At 59.7% G+C, this 17,029-nt stretch carries 16 protein-coding genes and 2 pseudogenes; 8 read left to right on the plus strand and 10 right to left on the minus strand.

The features are described 5' to 3' along the window. Positions 1-4: 4 nt before the first annotated feature. The 4 genes and pseudogenes from ACMXX3_RS05380 (at position 5) to ACMXX3_RS05395 (ending at position 2,576) form a co-directional block, all read left to right on the plus strand. The gene (locus ACMXX3_RS05380) at positions 5-871 is read left to right on the plus strand and encodes a 3-hydroxyacyl-CoA dehydrogenase family protein (protein ID WP_421083723.1); all 867 of its coding nucleotides are present in this window, start codon (positions 5-7) and stop codon (positions 869-871) included. Positions 872-1,087: 216 nt separating this feature from the next. After that, positions 1,088-1,393: a helix-turn-helix domain-containing protein gene (locus ACMXX3_RS05385; RefSeq protein ID WP_237200703.1), complete on the plus strand. Its 306-nt coding sequence runs from the start codon at positions 1,088-1,090 to the stop codon at positions 1,391-1,393. Further along, a pseudogene (locus ACMXX3_RS05390) lies at positions 1,383-1,640 on the plus strand (HipA N-terminal domain-containing protein); the annotation flags it as partial. The gene ACMXX3_RS05385 and the pseudogene ACMXX3_RS05390, both read left to right, overlap by 11 nt. A gap of 72 nt (positions 1,641-1,712) precedes the next feature. Beyond that, positions 1,713-2,576 carry a type II toxin-antitoxin system HipA family toxin gene (locus ACMXX3_RS05395; protein ID WP_421083768.1) on the plus strand — a complete coding sequence of 288 codons (864 nt, stop codon included), beginning with the start codon at positions 1,713-1,715 and terminating at the stop codon, positions 2,574-2,576. A gap of 98 nt (positions 2,577-2,674) precedes the next feature. On the opposite strand, the gene ACMXX3_RS05400 is transcribed toward ACMXX3_RS05395, so the two are convergent. Continuing rightward, positions 2,675-3,091 (minus strand): PaaI family thioesterase, encoded by a 417-nt coding sequence (locus ACMXX3_RS05400; RefSeq protein WP_237208523.1) that lies wholly within the window; start codon positions 3,089-3,091, stop codon positions 2,675-2,677. 134 nt (positions 3,092-3,225) lie between these two features. On the opposite strand from ACMXX3_RS05400, the gene paaZ reads away from it, so the two are divergent. From paaZ to ACMXX3_RS05415, 3 genes and pseudogenes are all read left to right on the plus strand, one after another. Then, a complete protein-coding gene (gene paaZ, locus ACMXX3_RS05405; RefSeq protein WP_421083724.1) occupies positions 3,226-5,304 on the plus strand; it encodes a phenylacetic acid degradation bifunctional protein PaaZ in 2,079 nt (692 codons plus the stop codon). Between the two features lie 427 nt (positions 5,305-5,731). After that, on the plus strand, positions 5,732-6,208 hold the full coding sequence (locus ACMXX3_RS05410; protein ID WP_421083725.1) for a hypothetical protein: 477 nt from the start codon (positions 5,732-5,734) through the stop codon (positions 6,206-6,208). A 146-nt stretch (positions 6,209-6,354) separates the two neighbouring features. After that, a pseudogene (locus ACMXX3_RS05415) lies at positions 6,355-6,519 on the plus strand (hypothetical protein); the annotation flags it as partial. On the opposite strand, the gene ACMXX3_RS05420 reads toward ACMXX3_RS05415, so the two are convergent. The 8 genes from ACMXX3_RS05420 to ACMXX3_RS05455 all read right to left on the minus strand — a co-directional run bounded on the left by ACMXX3_RS05420 (position 6,516) and on the right by ACMXX3_RS05455 (position 13,661). After that, positions 6,516-7,208, minus strand: coding sequence for an MOSC domain-containing protein (locus tag ACMXX3_RS05420; RefSeq protein ID WP_421083726.1), 693 nt, complete (start codon positions 7,206-7,208; stop codon positions 6,516-6,518). The pseudogene ACMXX3_RS05415 and the gene ACMXX3_RS05420 overlap by 4 nt on opposite strands. Before the next feature lie 25 nt (positions 7,209-7,233). Then, positions 7,234-7,848, minus strand: a complete 615-nt coding sequence (locus tag ACMXX3_RS05425; RefSeq protein WP_421083727.1) for a TetR/AcrR family transcriptional regulator — start codon at positions 7,846-7,848, stop codon at positions 7,234-7,236. Positions 7,849-7,938: 90 nt separating this feature from the next. Then, a complete protein-coding gene (locus ACMXX3_RS05430; protein WP_421083728.1) occupies positions 7,939-9,312 on the minus strand; it encodes a phenylacetate--CoA ligase family protein in 1,374 nt (457 codons plus the stop codon). A 7-nt stretch (positions 9,313-9,319) separates the two neighbouring features. Next, complete coding sequence (locus ACMXX3_RS05435) at positions 9,320-9,742, minus strand: PaaI family thioesterase (protein ID WP_421083729.1); 423 nt, start codon at positions 9,740-9,742, stop codon at positions 9,320-9,322. 202 nt (positions 9,743-9,944) lie between these two features. Continuing rightward, the gene (locus tag ACMXX3_RS05440; protein WP_421083730.1) at positions 9,945-10,724 is read right to left on the minus strand and encodes an enoyl-CoA hydratase; all 780 of its coding nucleotides are present in this window, start codon (positions 10,722-10,724) and stop codon (positions 9,945-9,947) included. Between the two features lie 14 nt (positions 10,725-10,738). Next, on the minus strand, positions 10,739-11,647 hold the full coding sequence (gene mmsB / locus ACMXX3_RS05445; protein ID WP_421083731.1) for a 3-hydroxyisobutyrate dehydrogenase: 909 nt from the start codon (positions 11,645-11,647) through the stop codon (positions 10,739-10,741). Between the two features lie 23 nt (positions 11,648-11,670). After that, positions 11,671-12,432 (minus strand): SDR family oxidoreductase, encoded by a 762-nt coding sequence (locus ACMXX3_RS05450; RefSeq protein WP_421083732.1) that lies wholly within the window; start codon positions 12,430-12,432, stop codon positions 11,671-11,673. Between the two features lie 20 nt (positions 12,433-12,452). Then, a complete protein-coding gene (locus ACMXX3_RS05455; RefSeq protein WP_421083733.1) occupies positions 12,453-13,661 on the minus strand; it encodes an acyl-CoA dehydrogenase family protein in 1,209 nt (402 codons plus the stop codon). Between the two features lie 297 nt (positions 13,662-13,958). Between ACMXX3_RS05455 and ACMXX3_RS05460 the strand changes: the two genes are divergently transcribed. Beyond that, entirely contained in the window at positions 13,959-15,725 is a 1,767-nt protein-coding gene (locus ACMXX3_RS05460) for an AMP-binding protein (protein WP_421083734.1), read from the plus strand. Between the two features lie 209 nt (positions 15,726-15,934). Here the strand turns inward: ACMXX3_RS05460 and ACMXX3_RS05465 are convergent, their stop codons facing one another. After that, positions 15,935-17,020 carry an enoyl-CoA hydratase/isomerase family protein gene (locus ACMXX3_RS05465; protein ID WP_421083735.1) on the minus strand — a complete coding sequence of 362 codons (1,086 nt, stop codon included), beginning with the start codon at positions 17,018-17,020 and terminating at the stop codon, positions 15,935-15,937. Between the last annotated feature and the right edge of the window lie 9 nt (positions 17,021-17,029).

Raw genomic sequence — 17,029 nt, forward strand, 5'->3', positions numbered from 1 at the left:
AGTGATGACTGAAATTCACGAGTTGAAGGTCCCTGCCCGCGTGGGCGTGCTGGGCGGCGGACGCATGGGCGCGGGTATTGCCCATGCTTTTCTGCTAGCCGGGGCCCAGGTTGTGGTGGTTGAGCGGGACGCCCAGGCGGCCGAGGCTGCCCGCGAGCGCGTGGAGCGCGATTTGGCTAAGTCGCTGGAGCGCGGGGCTTTTGACGGTAATTTTGATGAGCTAACCGAGCGGTTTGCGGTGTCGGTGGATTACGGTGATTTTGCCGACCGCCAGCTGGTGGTTGAGGCTGTGCCCGAGAACTGGGACCTGAAGGTGGGTGCCCTGCGGGCTGTGGAAGAGCAGCTGGGTGAGGACGCCTGGTTGGCGTCCAATACCTCGTCGCTGTCGATTGATGGGTTGGCGGAGTCTTTGGAGCGCCCCGGTAACTTTATTGGCCTGCATTTCTTTAACCCGGTGCCGGCGTCCAAGCTGGTGGAGGTGGTGCAGTCTAAGCATTCGTCTGCCGAGCTGAAGGAGGCTGCCCGCCTCTGGGTTGAGGGCCTGGGCAAGACCCCGGTGGTGGTCAATGACGCTCCCGGTTTTGCTTCTTCGCGTCTGGGTGTGGCGATTGCTCTTGAGGCTATCCGTATGGTTGAGGAGGGGGTGGCCAGCCCGGAGGATATTGATAACGCTATGGTGCTGGGCTATAAGTTCCCCATTGGTCCGCTGGCCCTGACCGATGTGGTGGGGTTGGACGTCCGCCTCGGCATTGCTGAGTACCTTGAGTCTCAGTTGGGTGAGCGCTTTGCTCCGCCGCAGCTCATGCGCGATATGGTGGCCCGCGGGGAGCTGGGCCGTAAGAGCGGTAAGGGTTTCTACGACTACAGCTAGGCCCTCCCGCCCGGTAGGTACCATTTAAATCAGAAAAACCCACGAACTAGGTGGGTTTTTCTGATTTAAGTGGTACCCACCCAACTGAGGTGGTACCTACTTGATGAAGCTGGTAATCCGCAGGGTGCAGAGGCGGTTACCTGGCCTCAAACAGAAGCTTTTCTTTCACTATGGGGCTTATACTGAAAGAAAAGTTTCTGTTTAAGGGAGGTTTCAGTGGGCTACATTCCCCTACCCGTCCGTCGGGCACAGCGCACCATGGGCGAAAATCTAACCGCCCAGCGTAAACTTCTGGGTCTTACCGCCCAAATGGTCGCAGAACGAGCAGGGACCACGGTAGTGACCTTACGAAAGATTGAGTCTGGTCAACCCGTTCGCTCCGACATTCTGCTCACGGTCTTGAAAGTCTTGGGCATGCTCGATGGAGTTGTTACCGCAACCGATCCTTATCTCACCGACGTGGGCAAGCTCCGAGCCAACGAGAAGCTCCCCAAAGTGGTAAGGCGGCGCAATGAACCCTAAAGTCACTGTGACAACCCTTATCGGCACTCAAGAAGTAGTCGCCGGGTATCTTTATCCCGCGTATCGAAACGGGGTCTTTTCGTACACCACAGATTACCTTGCTCACCCGCGTGCTTTTGCGCTAGCTCCTTCCCTACCCCTTGTAGCAGGCCCACAGGCCTTTGACGGGCTAGGGCCTTTTTCTGATAGCGCCCCCGACCGCTGGGGGCGCAAGCTTCTGCAGCGAGCAGCAGGTAAGACTGGTCTTGGGGAATACGACTACCTTCTCGGGGTAAATGACGCCAGCAGACAGGGGGCTACGCGTTTTTGGCTTGAGGGCGTGGCCCAAGCAGCAGATGGAACAGGCGTTCCGGCTGAGGTGGATTTACCCCAGCTCCTATCAACGGCAGATGCTGTGGAACAGAACTTTACTGACATTCCAGATTTACAGACCCGTCGGCTTTTTCGGGCAACCGGTTCTCTAGGCGGGGCTCGTCCCAAGGCGAATGTGAAGATTAACGGTCAGCTATGGCTGGCTAAGTTCCCTAAGCCTATCGGAGACGACTGGGACATCATGGGGTGGGAGTTTACGGCACGCTCTCTGCAGGAGAAAGTTGGCATTACTGTACCGCAGGGGCGAACCCTGACCGTTACAGACGGGGCTGAAAACCCCCGGCGGATTTATCTCCAAAGACGTTTTGACCGCACCCCTCAGGGGGCACGCATTCCCTATATTTCTGCTATGACCGCCCTCGAAGCCCAGGACGGCGATGGTGGCGACTGGGTTGATTTGTTGGAGTTTGCACGTGAGCATGGGGCCAAGACAGGGGAGTTGTGGCGGCGCCTCGCTTTCGGCTATCTATTGGGCAATACCGATGATCATCTACGAAACCACGGGTTCCTGCACGTTTCTGGGGCTTGGTCCTTAGCTCCTAGCTTTGACGTTAATCCAACACCCGATGAGGCTTTTCATCAGCTGTCACTGTACGGCTCTGAGGATTACGCCCTGCATGATGTTCTTCACCGGGAGATCCTTAGTCTTTGTGGGTTAACCGAAGCTACGGCGAGGCAGTGGTTGCGGACGGCGTACTCGGTTCTTGAGGGGGCTGTCTCAGAAGCTAGAAAGAACGGCTTAGATGCCCACAGCGTGAGCGTCATGGAGCCGCGCTTTGCACAGTCTCTTGAAGAACTTAGGGATTTCTAAGCCAACCCCTCCCCAGTAGGTACCATTTAAATCAGAAAAACCCACGAACTAGGTGGGTTTTTCTGATTTAAATGGTACCTACCCAACTGAGGTGGTACCTACTTGATGAAGTTGGTGATCCGCAGGGTGCAGAGGCGGGCGCCGGTTTCCTCGTGGGTGATAATGACTTCGTGGGTGGTCAGGGAGCGGCCTAGGTGAATGGCGGACGAGGTTGCCCGCACCGTGCCGCTCTTTGAGGATTTGTGGTGGGTGGCATTCACGTCCACGCCCACCGCCACCTTACCCATGGACGAAGCATGAATCACCGCCCCCCAGGAGCCCACGGCCTCCCCCAAAGCCAGCATGGCTCCACCGTGCAGTAGCCCCAGGGACTGGCGGTTTCCTTCCACCGGCATGGTGGCCACTACCCGTTCTGCTGACTCCTCAAGAACCGTTACCCCCATTTTTTCGTCCAGTTCACCTAAGGTAATTTTCCAGAGCTCTACCTGCTCGCCGGGGGTGGGTGCGTCGGTCATGGCCGTCCTTTCCTATGAACCTGCGTCGGGGCGCAGGGCTTTCTTTCACCTGTGATATGAACTATAGTTTATAGCAATAACTGAACGTTCGGTCATTTATTCGCATGGCCGTCTCACAGTAAGGAAAGCACTCGATGACGAGCACCCCCACCCTTGTTCCCAGCTTCATCAAGGGCTCCTGGTGGGCCCCGGAAAACCCCAGCTCAACCCAGGACGTCCTCCACGCCATCACCGGCGAGCCCATCTACCGGGTCTCCACCGAGGGAATCGACACCGCAGGGGCCATTGACTACGCCCGCACCACCGGCCAGGCCAACCTGGGTAAGCTCACCTTCCACGAACGCGCCCTCATCATCAAGCAGCTGGCCCAGTTCCTGACCGACCACAAGGCCGAGCTCTACGAGCTTTCCTTTGCCACCGGTGCCACCCAGCGCGACCACTACATCGACGTGGACGGCGGTATCGGCACCCTCTTCACCTTCTCCTCCAAGGGCCGCCGTGAGTTGCCCAACTCCCGCGTCATCATCGACGGCAACGTTGAGCAGCTCTCCCGAGACGGCTCCTTCATCGGTGAGCACATTTACACCACCCTGCCCGGGGTGGCCGTTGAGATTAACGCCTTTAACTTCCCCATCTGGGGCATGTTGGAGAAGTTCGCCCCGGCCTTTATCGCCGGTATGCCCACTATCGTCAAGCCCGCCACCCCCACCGGCTACGTCACCGAGGCGACCGTGCGTCTCATGCTGGATTCGGGCCTGCTGCCAGAGGGCTCCCTGCAGCTGATTTCCGGCTCTGCCCGCGACCTGCTGGACTACCTGGACTACCGCGACCACGTCGCCTTTACCGGTTCGGCCGCCACCGCCCGCACCCTACGCCAGCACCCCAGCGTGCAGACCAAGGGCCTGCACTTTACCGCCGAAACTGACTCCCTGAATGCCGCCATTCTGGGCCCGGATGCCACCGCCGACACCCCCGAGTTCGAGGCCTTTATCAAGTCGGTCATGGTGGAGATTACCGCTAAGGCCGGCCAGAAGTGTACCGCTATCCGCCGGGTTCTGGTGCCTGCCGGACGCTCGGCTGAGGTGGTCGAGGCTCTGGCGGGTAAGATTTCCGGACGCGTGGTGGTTGGCGACCCGCGCGAAGAGGGCGTAACCATGGGTTCCCTGGCCTCTCCCGAGCAGAAGGCCGAGGTTGAAAAGGCTGTGACCCGCCTGGTGGAGGCCGGCGGTAAGATTGCCTTCCGCGGCGAGGCCCCCGAGGGCCCCTCCTTCTACCCGGTCACGGTGCTGACCTTTGAGGACGCCCGCACCCCCGAGGTTCATTCCGTGGAGGCTTTCGGCCCGGTGACGTCCGTCCTGGAGTACACCGACCTGGCCGAGGCTGTTGAGCTGGCCGCCCTGGGTGAGGGTTCCCTGGTGGCTACGGTCTGCACCCACGATGACACCACCGCCACCCAGCTGGCCCTGGGCATTGCCGCCCACCACGGCCGCGTCCTGGTACTGGACCGCGAGGACGCCAAGACCTCAACCGGCCACGGCTCCCCCGTACCCCACCTGGTACACGGCGGCCCCGGCCGTGCCGGTGGCGGCGAGGAGCTCGGCGGTGTTCGCGCCATGAAGCACTACATGCAGCGCACCGCCATTCAGGGCTCCCCCAATAAGCTCACTGCCCTGACCGGGGTGTGGCACCCCGGGGCGGACGCCGCAACCGTCACCCGCGCCCAAGTAGAGTCGGGCGAGGGGGTACACCCCTTCCGCAAGTCCCTGGCCGAGCTGGCCATCGGCGACCAGTTCGCTTCTGACCTGCGCGAGGTCAAGCTACAGGACATCACTGATTTCGCCAACGAAACTGGGGACCAGTTCTACGCCCACACCGACGAGGAGGCTGCGGCAGCTAACCCCTTCTTCCCCCGTCGTGTGGCCCACGGCTACCTGCTGGTTTCCTGGGCTGCCGGGCTCTTCGTTGATCCGGCCCCGGGACCGGTGCTGGCTAACTACGGCCTGGAGAACCTGCGCTTTATCACCCCGGTCACCTACGATGATTCGATCCGCGTGACCCTTACCGCTAAGAAGATTACCCCGCGCGTGACCGACGAATACGGCGAGGTCACCTGGGACGCGGTGCTACATAACCAGAAGGACGAAATCGTCGCCACCTACGACGTGCTAACCCTGGTAGCCAAGACCTGGCCTATGGCAGAGACAGCCGAATAGGCTGGTGTGCCCCAGGGAACAGTAAATAGGTTAGGCCAGGCCAACGTGCACCGTGGGCCTGGCCTGTCTTTGTGATTGGACTTCCCAGGGAGAAATGTCAAAAGGGTCTTGTGTATTCCTAGATGGTCCTGCTAGAGTTCCCCTAAGAGCTTCCACTTTTGATTCCAAGTTCAGCCAAAGATGGCTGGCCAAGTACTCAAGGAGTTCATTGCATGAAATGTACATCGTTCAGGCGTGTCTGTAGGGCATCTGGTGGGCTAATGCCTGTATCTAAGTTTCCGCTAGATTTGTACCGAAAATTATTATCCTTACGTGTTTGAGGTCGTTATTCTTATTATCTGGGGATTTCATGCTTCTTCTGGAAGAATAGTGATTGGAACAAGAATTTTGCAGACATCCGTTCATACTATAAAAAGCACCCTGGACTGTGGATACTAAAAATATTTATATAATTTTTCGAGAAATCGATGAGATTGCTGCTGTATTCAATGATCTAGATCAAGTGGAGAGGTATGTAAATCTCCATAAAAAATATTTCCCAAATGTCTCAATTGACTACATTTGTGTCCAGCAAAACCTCAAGATGTGCAACTTCTACCCCGTGAAGGAACATCACTGGGTAGGTATTCAAAGGGTGACTCGGTGCGTCCCTTTGAAATCTCCCAGTCAAAAATCACCATTTTCATTTCCAGAAGAAGAATTCGATGGATACATTTTACTGCTTGAAGGGTTTCCGCAAACAATTATAGGTGTTTTTGAAGATTTACAAAGTGCAGATATCTTCTCGGATGAATATTTAGTGGTTTTTCCTCACCATGTTATAGTTTTCTTTAAATATCGAGAAAGCGATGTTTTCCAAAATATATGGGAGGAGGAAAATGGAAAAATAAAATTTCTTTTTTAATAAAAAGGGGTATTCATAAGGGGTAGGTAAGGCAGGCTCATAGCGAAGCTGCTGGCTGGATGAGCCAAGATTTCCGCGAAGCGAAGTAGAAATCTTGAGCGAATCAACCGAGCTTGCGAGGTTGGGCAAGAGGGTCAGCTACGAGCGTGAGCCTTACCGCCAAGAAGATTACCCCGCGCGTGACCGACGAATACGGCGAGGTCACCTGGGACGCGGTGCTGCACAACCAGAAGGACGAAATCGTCGCCACCTACGACGTGCTAACCCTGGTGGCCAAGACCTGGCCGATGGCCGAGGCTGATGCCAGCTAACGCCCCAGTTTAGCCAGGAGCCGGTCGTGGTAGAAAGGCGGGTAGCAACCTGCTTCTACCACGGCCTGCATGGCGGCGCGGTCGCCCATAGCGGCCGCAAAGGCCTGCCCCATAGTTACCCCGTGGTCGGGGGCAGGCAGAAACGTAATAGTATCCCTGGCAGTGATGGTACCGGGCTGGATAACGCGCAGGTAGGCGCCGGCGTCCTGACGCTCAGTAAAGGTTTTTACCCAGCCTTTGTGGCCCAGCCAGTCGGCAAAGGTGCGGCAGGGCTGGCGCGGAACAGATACCTCAAGCACGGCCGTGCCCACCGCCAGGCGCTGATTAATGAGGACCCGGCTCCAGGTAATACCCTCGGTGGTCAGGTTCTCACCGAACTGCCCGTTGCCCAGGGGCTCACCTAGGTGCCCGGCCCAGTAATCCAATTCTTCCCGAGCAAAGGCGTAAACCGCCTTGTCAGCACCGCCGTGGTGCTTGGCGTCCCCCACAAAATCCCCGCTCACCCCAGAACCAGAACCGTAGCCGGGTGCCGGGGCAAAAACCTCCAGCGAATCTACCGGCTGCTTATTAATGCCAGTAGTGCCCCTACCGGTCGGGCTGGGCATTTCTGCCCCGCGATTAGTGGAGCGGACGTGCGCCCCCGCCGGACTCAAGCCGGGAAAGGTAGGCGCGGAGTGGGTTTCAGTCATAGGTCTACGATACCCTGCACCACCCCTAGGGGCGGGAGTCTGCCGCTATTCCCCTAAAGGCCATATCCACCACAGTGTCAGCCAGGGCCTCGATGTCGCCACCGCGGGCCGGGTCATACCAGACCGCCAGGGAATTAATCATGCCGAAAATCAGGCGGGCCAGGGTGCGTCCGTCCGCACTCTGACGCACCTGCCCAGCCTCCTGAGCCGCCCCTACCAGGGCAGCCAGGCGGCCGGTCAAAGCCCGACGCTTATCCAAAGCAGCCTGCTGCACCGGAGAATTACCGCGCAACCGCAGCAGCAGGGTCACATAGGGCAGGTGCTCAGCCAACACAAACACGGTCTGGCGCACCACAAACTCCAGCCGCTCGCGGGCGTCCGCCTCTAAACTCTCGCCCGCCTCAAAAACCTCTTCCAGAGCATCCAAGGCCCGGTCAAGGGCAACCTTAAGGATCTCTTCCTTACTGGAAACGTGGTGATAAATCGCGCTCTTCGTCAAGCCCAGGCGCTTGGCCAGCATGTCCATACTGGTTGCGTCATAGCCGTGCTCGTTAAAGACCTCAACACTCACCCGCAACACTTCCTGGCGGTCATAACCGGGACGGCCCCGCTTAGCGGGTGGTAACACGCGGTTGCTCACAGGTGGTTCATCTCCTTGCACAGACACTGTAGGGAGCCCCCGCACGGGAGCTCCCTACATGCTAACAAACCTGCCCGCAGGCGGGTGGGCTTATTCGTTACCCTTGGGCTTGTTACGGTAATCGTAAATACGGCGGATCTTGCCGACGGAGCGGGGCAGGACGTCCGGGTCTAGCACCTCGATCCGGCAGGTAGAGCCGATCTTGGTCTTGATGTCGTGCAGCAGACGCTTGCCAGCCTCTTCAGCAGCCTCCATGCTGGCGTCCTCACGGCGTTCAATCCGGACGGTCATTTCGTCCATACGACCGGGGCGGGTCAACTCCAGGGCGAAGTGGGGTGACAGCTCCGGCTGCTGCAGGGCCAGCTCTTCAACCTGGGAGGGGAAGAGGTTGACGCCGCGCAGAATGATCATGTCGTCGCTGCGGCCGGTGATACGGCCCAGGCGGCGGTGGCCAGGGCGGGCAGTACCCGGCAGCAGGCGGGTCAAATCGTGGGTGCGGTAGCGGATAATAGGCAGGGCCTCCTTGGTCAAGGAGGTGAAGACCAGCTCGCCGGGGCGGCCCAAATCAAGCACGGTGTCATCGAAGGGGTCGATGATTTCAGGGCGGAAGTGGTCCTCCCAGATGTGGGAGCCGTCCTGAGACTCATAGGACTCACCGGCCACACCGGGGCCCATGACCTCAGACAGGCCGTAGATGTCGCAGGCCTTGAGGGTGCCGAAGGTCTGCTCGATTTCGCGACGCATCTCTTCAGTCCAGGGTTCAGCACCCAGCACAGCGGTCTTGAGGGAGGTTTCCTTAGGATCGATCCCCAGCTTGCGGAAGGCGTCAGCAATGGTCAGCAGGTAGGTGGGGGTGGAGAGAATGGCGTCAGGCTGGAAGTCCTGAATCAGCTGCACCTGCTTCTCGGTCTGACCGCCGGACATGGGGATCACAGCTGCCCCCAGACGCTCAGCACCAGCGTGGGCGCCCAGGCCGCCGGTGAAGAGGCCATAGCCGTAGGCGTTGTGCACCTTGTAGCCGGGCTTAATACCTGAGAAGCGGAAGCAGCGGGCCACCAGGGAGCTCCAGGTGGCGAGGTCGTTTTCGGTGTAGCCGACGACGGTGGGCTGGCCGGTGGTGCCGGAGGAGGCATGGATACGGCGGACGTCGGTCATGGGAACCGCAAAGGCCTTGAAGGGGTAGGCCTTCCGCAGGAATTCCTTGTCGGTGTAGGGGAAGAGCTTGAGGTCGTCCAGCTCCTTGAAGTCACCGGGGTGGACGCCGTGGTTGTCAAAGAGTTCCTTGTAGGCGGGGACGTTCTCGTAGGCGTAGTGCAGGGTCCAGCGCAGACGCTCAAACTGGAGGGATTCAATCTGGTCCCGGCTCATCAACTCCTCGGGGTCCGGGGCGCCGGGGTCGGTGGCGCGGGGGGCCGGGGTGTAGGGGTTCTCTACGCTACAGGCAGGGGCCTTATAGGTGCTCATGGTGAGGCTATCCTTCCGTGGGGGTTGGAGGGTTGATAGATCGACCGCGGCCACGGAACTCAGCGATGAGTTTCTCGCCGCAGGTCACGGTAACGTCCACAATGGAGTTCCGGCCGTACCGGGCGGTCAGCCGGGATTCAGCCCTAAGGGTCTGCCCCTCATAGGCCGAGGCAATGTAGTTAATATCGACGCCAGCGCCGACGGTGATACTCTTGGCGTATTCCTCGGGGTCGTGGTGGTTGCAGGCCAGGGCAAAGGCGGTGTCTGCGAAGGCGAAGGTCATGCCGCCGTGGATGAAGCCAAAGCCGTTGAGCATGTCACGCTTGACGTCCATCTCGATAATGGCGTGCCCTTCTTCTAGGTGGACCAGACGGATTCCCATCCATTCGGTGGCGTAATCGCCTTCAAGCATGGGGGGTGCAGTGGCCACGTTGCCTCCTTGCAGATTTAGTGAACATTTGGTCAGTTATTCATCTCCCCATAAGCCTGACACATTTTGATGTAACGTGCAACACTGACCTTGGGGCAGGGGGTAACATCCTGCGCCACCTGCGCACAAGGACGACATACGGGGCACCTCCCGCCATCAGGCAGGGAAGGTGCCCCGCACGTCCGTCCTCAGTCAGAAGACCCTAGCGGTGCTTGAACTCAGCCTCCCGCTTCTCAACAAAGGCAGCCATACCCTCTTTCTGGTCGTGGGTAGCAAAAAGAGCGTGGAAGGTACGGCGCTCAAACTGGATCCCCTGGGCCAGGGTGGTCTCAAAAGCGGCATTGACGGCTTCCTTGCAGACCTGGGCCACGAACTTGGACTTAGAAGCGATAGTTTCTGCCATTTCGAGGGCAGTGGACAGGACGTCCGCGTCCTGCTCCACCAGGCGGGAAACCAGCCCTGCCCGATCGGCTTCCTCCGCCCCCATAAAGCGCCCGGTCAGGCAGAGGTCCATGGCCTTGGCCTTGCCCACAGCGCGGGTCAGGCGCTGGGAGCCACCCATACCGGGAATGACCCCCAGGTTAATTTCGGGCTGGCCAAACTTGGTGGAGGGACCTGCCACCAGCATGTCAGCCATCATGGCCAGCTCACAGCCACCGCCCAGGGCATAGCCGTTGACGGCGGCCACAATGGGGGTGCGCAGGCGGGTGAGGTTATCCCAGTGGGCAAACCAGTCGGCCTCATACATGCTGGCATAGGTCTGGGACGACATCTCCTTAATATCAGCACCAGCCGCAAAAGCCTTTTCGCTACCGGTCAGGACGATAGCCCCCACCTCGGGGGAACGGTCAAAGTCGGTTGCGGCGGCAACAACCTCGCGCATAGTGGCATCATTGAGGGCATTCAGGGCCTTGGGGCGGTTGAGGGTAATCAGCCCCACCCGGCCGCGGGTTTCAACCAGAATATTCTCATAGGTGGTCATAGCAGCAGCCCTTTCTACTTGCTTGCCTCGCGGATTGCGTTGATAACGTCAGAGAAGTCCTTAGTGCCACGGCCAGCCTCAACCAGGGCAGCGTAGATATCAGCAGCATGGTTGCCCAGTTCGCCCTTGACACCGGCAGTTTCAAGGGCCGCCACAGCCAAGCCCATATCCTTGCTCATCAGGGCTGTAGCGAAGCCGGGCTCGTAGTCGCGGTTAGCTGGCGACGTGGGAACGGGGCCGGGTACAGGGCAGTTGACGTTCACAGCCCAGCTGTAACCGGAGGACGTTGAAATCACGTCGTAGAGGGCCTGGGCGTCAAGACCCAGCTTCTCACCCAGCAGGAAGGCTTCAGCGGCACCCACCATGGTGATACCCAGCAGCATGTTATTGCAAATCTTTGCGGCCTGGCCAGCACTATTAGCGCCACAATGAACAATCTTCTTGCCCATAGCCTCAAGGACGGGGCGTACCTCGTCCACATCCGCCTCAGCACCGCCGACCATAAAGGTGAGGGTGCCCTGCTCAGCACCAACCATGCCACCAGAGACAGGGGCATCTACCGCCCGCATACCGGCCTCCTGGGCCAGGGCAGCTGCTTCACGGGAGTGGTCTACCTGAATGGTTGAGCAATCCATGAAAATGGTACCGGGCTTGGCCGCACCCAGCAGGCCGCCGCCGTCCTTCCCCCGATAGGCTCCCAGCACATGCTGGCCAGCAGGCAGCATGGTAATGACAATGTCAGAGGCGGCCACAGCAGCTTCCCCGCTGTCGGCAACCTTAATTCCCTTCGACTCGGCAACCTCCAGGGCGGCAGGCACCAGGTCAAAACCGTGGACGGTGTAACCTGCCTTGACGAGATTAGCAGCCATGTAGCCGCCCATGTGGCCCAGGCCGATGAAAGCAACGGTAGGTAGGGTAGTCATTTTTACTCCTTAAAATTTGGGGGTTAGCGCGGGGCCATCCGGAGGGCACCGTCCATGCGGATTGTCTCGCCGTTGATGTAGTCGTGTTCAGCAATAAAGACGGCCAGCTGGCCAAACTCAGCAGGCTGGGCCAGGCGCTGGGGGAAGGGGACGTTCTTGGCCAGCTCCTCGCGGAACTCTTCGGTAATACCGGCCATCAGCGGGGTGTCCACAATGCCGGGGGCAATCGTATTCACCCGAATACCGTACTGGGCCAAATCGCGGGCAGCAGGCAGGGTCATCGCCACCACCCCGCCCTTCGAGGCGGCGTAGGCGATCTGCCCAATCTGCCCCTCATAGGCGGCAATAGAAGCGGTGTTAATAATGACGCCCCGGCAGGTAGTCCCCTCAGCCGGATCCTGCTCAGCCATGACCGCAGCAGCGGCAGTCAGCACGTTGAAGGTTCCATTCATATTGATATTGACCGTGCGGGCGAAAACAGCCGGGTCATGCGGGCCCTTTTTAGAAAGGACGCGGGCCCCCGGCGCAATACCGGCGCAGTTCACCGCCACCCGCAGGGGCCGACCGTCCCCAGCAACCTGCGCCAGGGCGTCCGCAACTGCCGCATAATCGGTGACGTCAGCGGGAATAAAGGTAACCCCGTCAACCTCCCCGGCCTTTTCAATACCTGCAGGCAGGTCCAGGCCATAGACGTGGGCCCCCCGGGCGACCAGGGCGGCCGCGGTCGCCGCCCCAATACCTGAGGCGGCACCGGTGACCAAGGCAAGAGTATTTTTCAAATCCATACTGTGTTCCTTACAAAGGTTTAGACGAAAGCTGAGTAGCCGGTCAGGGCCCGGCCCACGATGAGGGAGTTGATTTCATATGTGCCCTCGTAGGTGTAAAGAATCTCGGCATCGCCAAAGAACTTAGCCATCTCGTAATCGGTGGTTAGGCCGTTACCGCCCTGGATTTCACGCCCCAACCAGGCGCTCTGACGGGCCAGCTTAGTGGTGGTGGCCTTAGCCATAGCCGCATGGACCATATCGAGGGTGCCGTCCTCCTGCATACGGGCGCAGTTCATCATCAGGCCCAAAGCCGCCTGGGTGTTACTCATAATCTCGGCAATATTCCGCTGAATCAGCTGGAACTTAGCTAGGGGCTTGCCGAACTGCTGGCGGGTGGTGGCGTACTGGCGGGCAATATCGAAAATACCCAGCTGGATACCGTACCCCTGCCAGCCCACCCAGGCGCGGGAGTTACGCAGCATCTCATTGGCAGCATCAAAATTAGTGGTGCCGGGCAGGTGGGCGCTGGCAGGGACCTTCACATTGGTGAGGGTAATGTGGGCGTTCTGCATGACGCGCAGGCCAATCTTGTTGCAGATCTTTTCGGCCTCGTAGCCCTCGGTATCGGTGGGCACAATGAAAGCCTTAATCTGCTGGTCGGCGGTGTCCCGGGCCCAAACCAGGGCAAAGTCAGCAATAGTGCCCATGCCGATCCAGCGCTTAGCGCCGTTAATAACCCAGTTCTCGCCGTCAAAGGTGGCGCTGGTTTCCAGGCCGCCGGCAATATCTGAGCCGTGATCAGGCTCAGTGAGGGCAAAAGCCCCGGTCAGCTCAAAGGTTTCAAGCTTCTTCAGCATCTCAGCCTTCTGCTCTTCTGAGCCCAGCTGGTTAATCATGCCCAGCACCAGCTCATTATGGATACCCACCAGGGCCGAGAGGGAGACGTCCACGCGGGTCACCTCAGCATAGGCCAGGCCGCGGAAGAGCCAGGAGGTACCGCTGGTTTCCAGGCGGGCCAGGCCCACCTCAGCCATCCCCTTCAGCAGGTGCAGGGGGAACTCCTCAGTGTTCCAGTAGTCAACGATCTGGGGACGCACTTCCTCCTGCAGGTACTTCCGGATACGCAAGAACCATTCCTTTTCATCCTCGGGAAGGAGGTTCAGGACGCCAAAGGGATCAATGTCAGGGAAAGGCAGGGGCTTTTCGGGCGGATTTTTGACCATGCCGCGGATATGGGTGCTCGTCATTCGTATTCTCCTCGTGTCATGCAACGTCGTCGTCTGCAACCTTCCGGGCCGGATACCAGACCAAACGGAAGGCGTGTGAGTTAAGCCATATTTAGTACAGAATCTACCGGCCTATCGGCATTTTTTGAACAAACTTCAGAAAAATACCGCTTCGTTACGACAGCGTCTAGGGCATATGTAGAGATTTTTGAAAAGTGCTTGTAGACCTCCATGCCGTCACCTATAGTGACACACAGCACTTACTAGTGATACAAGCCACTTGCCCGATAGGTGGCCACCCAACAGAGAGGTTCCCCCATGAGCGTTACAGAGCAGTTCCGCGCAGCCCGCGACCAACTCGTTGCCCTCCGAGAAGACTACGAAGCCGCCCGCGAACAGTTCGTCTGGCCCCAGTTCGAACACTTCAACTTTGCCCTCGACTGGTTCGACAAGATCGCCGAAAACCCCGAGCGTAAGGACGCCCCCGCCCTCATCATCGCCGAGCAGGACGGCAGCCACGTCCAGCGGTCCTTCTCAGAACTGGCAGCCCGCTCCTCCCAGGTCGCAAACTGGCTGCGCTCCGTCGGCGTCAAGCGCGGCGACCGCGTCATCCTCATGCTCGGCAACCAGGTCGAACTCTGGGAACTCATGCTCGCAGGCATCAAACTGGGCGTTATCCTCATGCCCTCCACCGAAATGCTCGAACCCATTGACCTCGACGAACGCATCGCCCGAGGCACAGTTGCCTGGGTCATCACCAACGGCAAGAACGTCGCCAAGTTCGAACGCGTCGACGGTGATTTCACCGTCATCCAGACCGACGGCAAAACCGAGGGTGCTATCACCAAGCACCCCCACCTGTCCTACCTCGACGCCGCAACCGCGTCCGAAGACTTTACCCCCGACGCCGAAACCCGCGGGGATGAGCCCCTCCTCTGGTACTTCACCTCCGGCACCACCTCCCGCGCCAAGATGGTAGAGCACACCCACACCTCCTACCCGGCAGGCCACCTCTCCACCATGTACTGGATCGGTATGGGCCCCGGCGACGTCCACCTGAACGTCGCCTCCCCCGGCTGGGCCAAGCACGCCTGGTCCAACATCTTCACCCCCTGGATCGCCGAGGCCACCGTCTTCATCTACAACTACTCCCGCTTCGATGCGGGGGCCCTCATGCAGAACATGGAAAAGTTCGGCGTCACCAGCTTCTGCGCCCCGCCCACCGTCTGGCGCATGCTGATTCAGGCTGATTTGAGCCAGCTGAAGACCCCGCCCACCAAGGTCGTTGCCGCAGGTGAGCCCCTGAACCCCGAGGTTATCTCCAAGGTCAAGTCAGCCTGGGGCGTCGATATTCGTGACGGCTTCGGCCAGACCGAAACCACCGTTCAAATCGCCAACACTCCCGGCCAGCCCATCAAGATCGGGGCCATGGGCAAGCCCCTGCCCGGCTACGAAATCGTGCTGATCGACCCGGCCACCGACGAGATTTCCGAGACCGAGGGTGAGATCTGCATTGACCTCTCCAAGCGTCCGCTGGGCCTCATGACCCAGTACAAGGGCGACGAGGAAAAAACCGCTGACACCATGCGCAACGGCTACTACCACACCGGCGATATTGCTGAGCGGGACGAGAACGGGGTGCTGACCTACGTTGGTCGCGCCGATGACGTCTTCAAGGCCTCTGACTACAAGCTCTCCCCCTTCGAACTGGAATCCGTGGTAATTGAGCACCCGGCAGTTGCTGAGGCGGCCGTCGTGCCCTCACCCGATGAGATCCGTCTGGCTGTGCCCAAGGCCTACATTGTGCTGGCTGCAGGCCACGAGCCAACCACTGAGACCGCCAAGGACATCCTGGGCTTCCTGCGTGAGAACCTCGCCGCCTACAAGCGTATTCGCCGTATTGAGTTCTACGAACTGCCCAAGACTATCTCAGGCAAGATCCGTCGCGTCGAGCTGCGGGCCCGTGAGAATGAGTTCCACGGCCGTCACGGTGAGAAGACCGCCGCTGCCCTGGCCGCCCGCACCACCACCGAGGGCTACGGCCACGAGTTCGCTGACACGGACTTCCCGGACCTCAAGGGCTAGGCTCACAGACCAGGCCTAGACCGGGCGGGTAGTAATGGCTCCCGCCAGATGCGGGGTTTCCTTCGAGATGCGGTTCTTCCTACCGCAGTTCGAAGGAAACCCCGCAGTTTCTTTAAAGACTTAAAACAACACCCCCTTGGTTCTCTCTTGCCCCCTGAGAGAATCACGGGGGTCAAGAGAGAACCAAGGGGGTGCTGGAAGGATGGAGCCTAGACTAGGCCCAGCTCCCCCGCTTCTGTGGGGGTGAAGAAGGCCAGGACGTCCTCGCGCGAGACCTCAGCCAAGCTGGCAGGGGACCACTGCGGGTTACGGTCCTTATCAACCACCTGGGCCCGGATACCCTCACGCATATCGTGATGGGCCAGGGCGTTACAGGAGGTCACGAAATCCTGATTCAGGGTCTCAGCCAGGCTCTGGCTCCCGGCCCGGCGCACAGCCTCCAGGGCAACCTTCATACCGGTCGGCCCGTTCTTCTGTAGGGCTGCCAGAACCGTACCAGCGTACTCGGCCCCGTCCTCACCGGACTCAGCCACCGCCTGAACCGCCTCAATAATCTCCTCCACAGAATCTGCGGCAAAAGCGCCCTCAATCCAGGAGGCGTTCTCCACCAGCTGGGATGAGGGGGCCTGCTGCGCAAACCCGGAGATTACCTGCTCAACGGCGTCCGCCCCGGTAATTTTCTCCAGGGCAGAAGCCAACTCGTCGAGCTTCTCAGACGGCACGAAATAATCAGCCATACCGACAGCGAGCGCGTCCGCCCCGGTCACATGCAGGCCGGTGACCGCCATGAGGGTGCCCAGGTTCTGCGGGGCGCGGGCCAGGATGTTGAGGCCGCCGACGTCGGGGCAGAAGCCAATGACGGTTTCGGGCATGCCGGTGCGGGTGCGTTCGGTGACGATCCGGTAGGCGCTATGGGCAGAGACGCCGACGCCGCCGCCCAGCACCAGGCCGTCCATGAGGGCGACGAAGGGCTTGGGGTAGCGGGCAATCCGCAGGTCAAGGGCGTACTCCACGCGGAAGAACTCAACCCCCTGGGCGGGGTCTTCGCCGGTGGCCTGATAGAGGGCTACCACGTCGCCGCCTGCGCAGAGGCCGCGGTCGCCTGCCCCGCGCAGAAGCACAGCCTGCACGCTCTCGTCGGTTTCGAAGTCGTCGAGGGCCGCGTTCATGAGCTGCATCATCTCGTAGTTCAGGGCGTTGACCGCGCGGGGGCGGTTGAGGGTGATAACCCCCAGGCTGCCGCGCTTTTCGGTCAGGACGCTCTCGGTCGGCTGGGTGCCGGGCGTATCGGTCACGGGGGCCTC

The organism is Rothia nasimurium (assembly GCF_049068285.1).
In the GTDB taxonomy this organism is placed as follows: Bacteria; Actinomycetota; Actinomycetes; order Actinomycetales; family Micrococcaceae; genus Rothia; species Rothia nasimurium_I.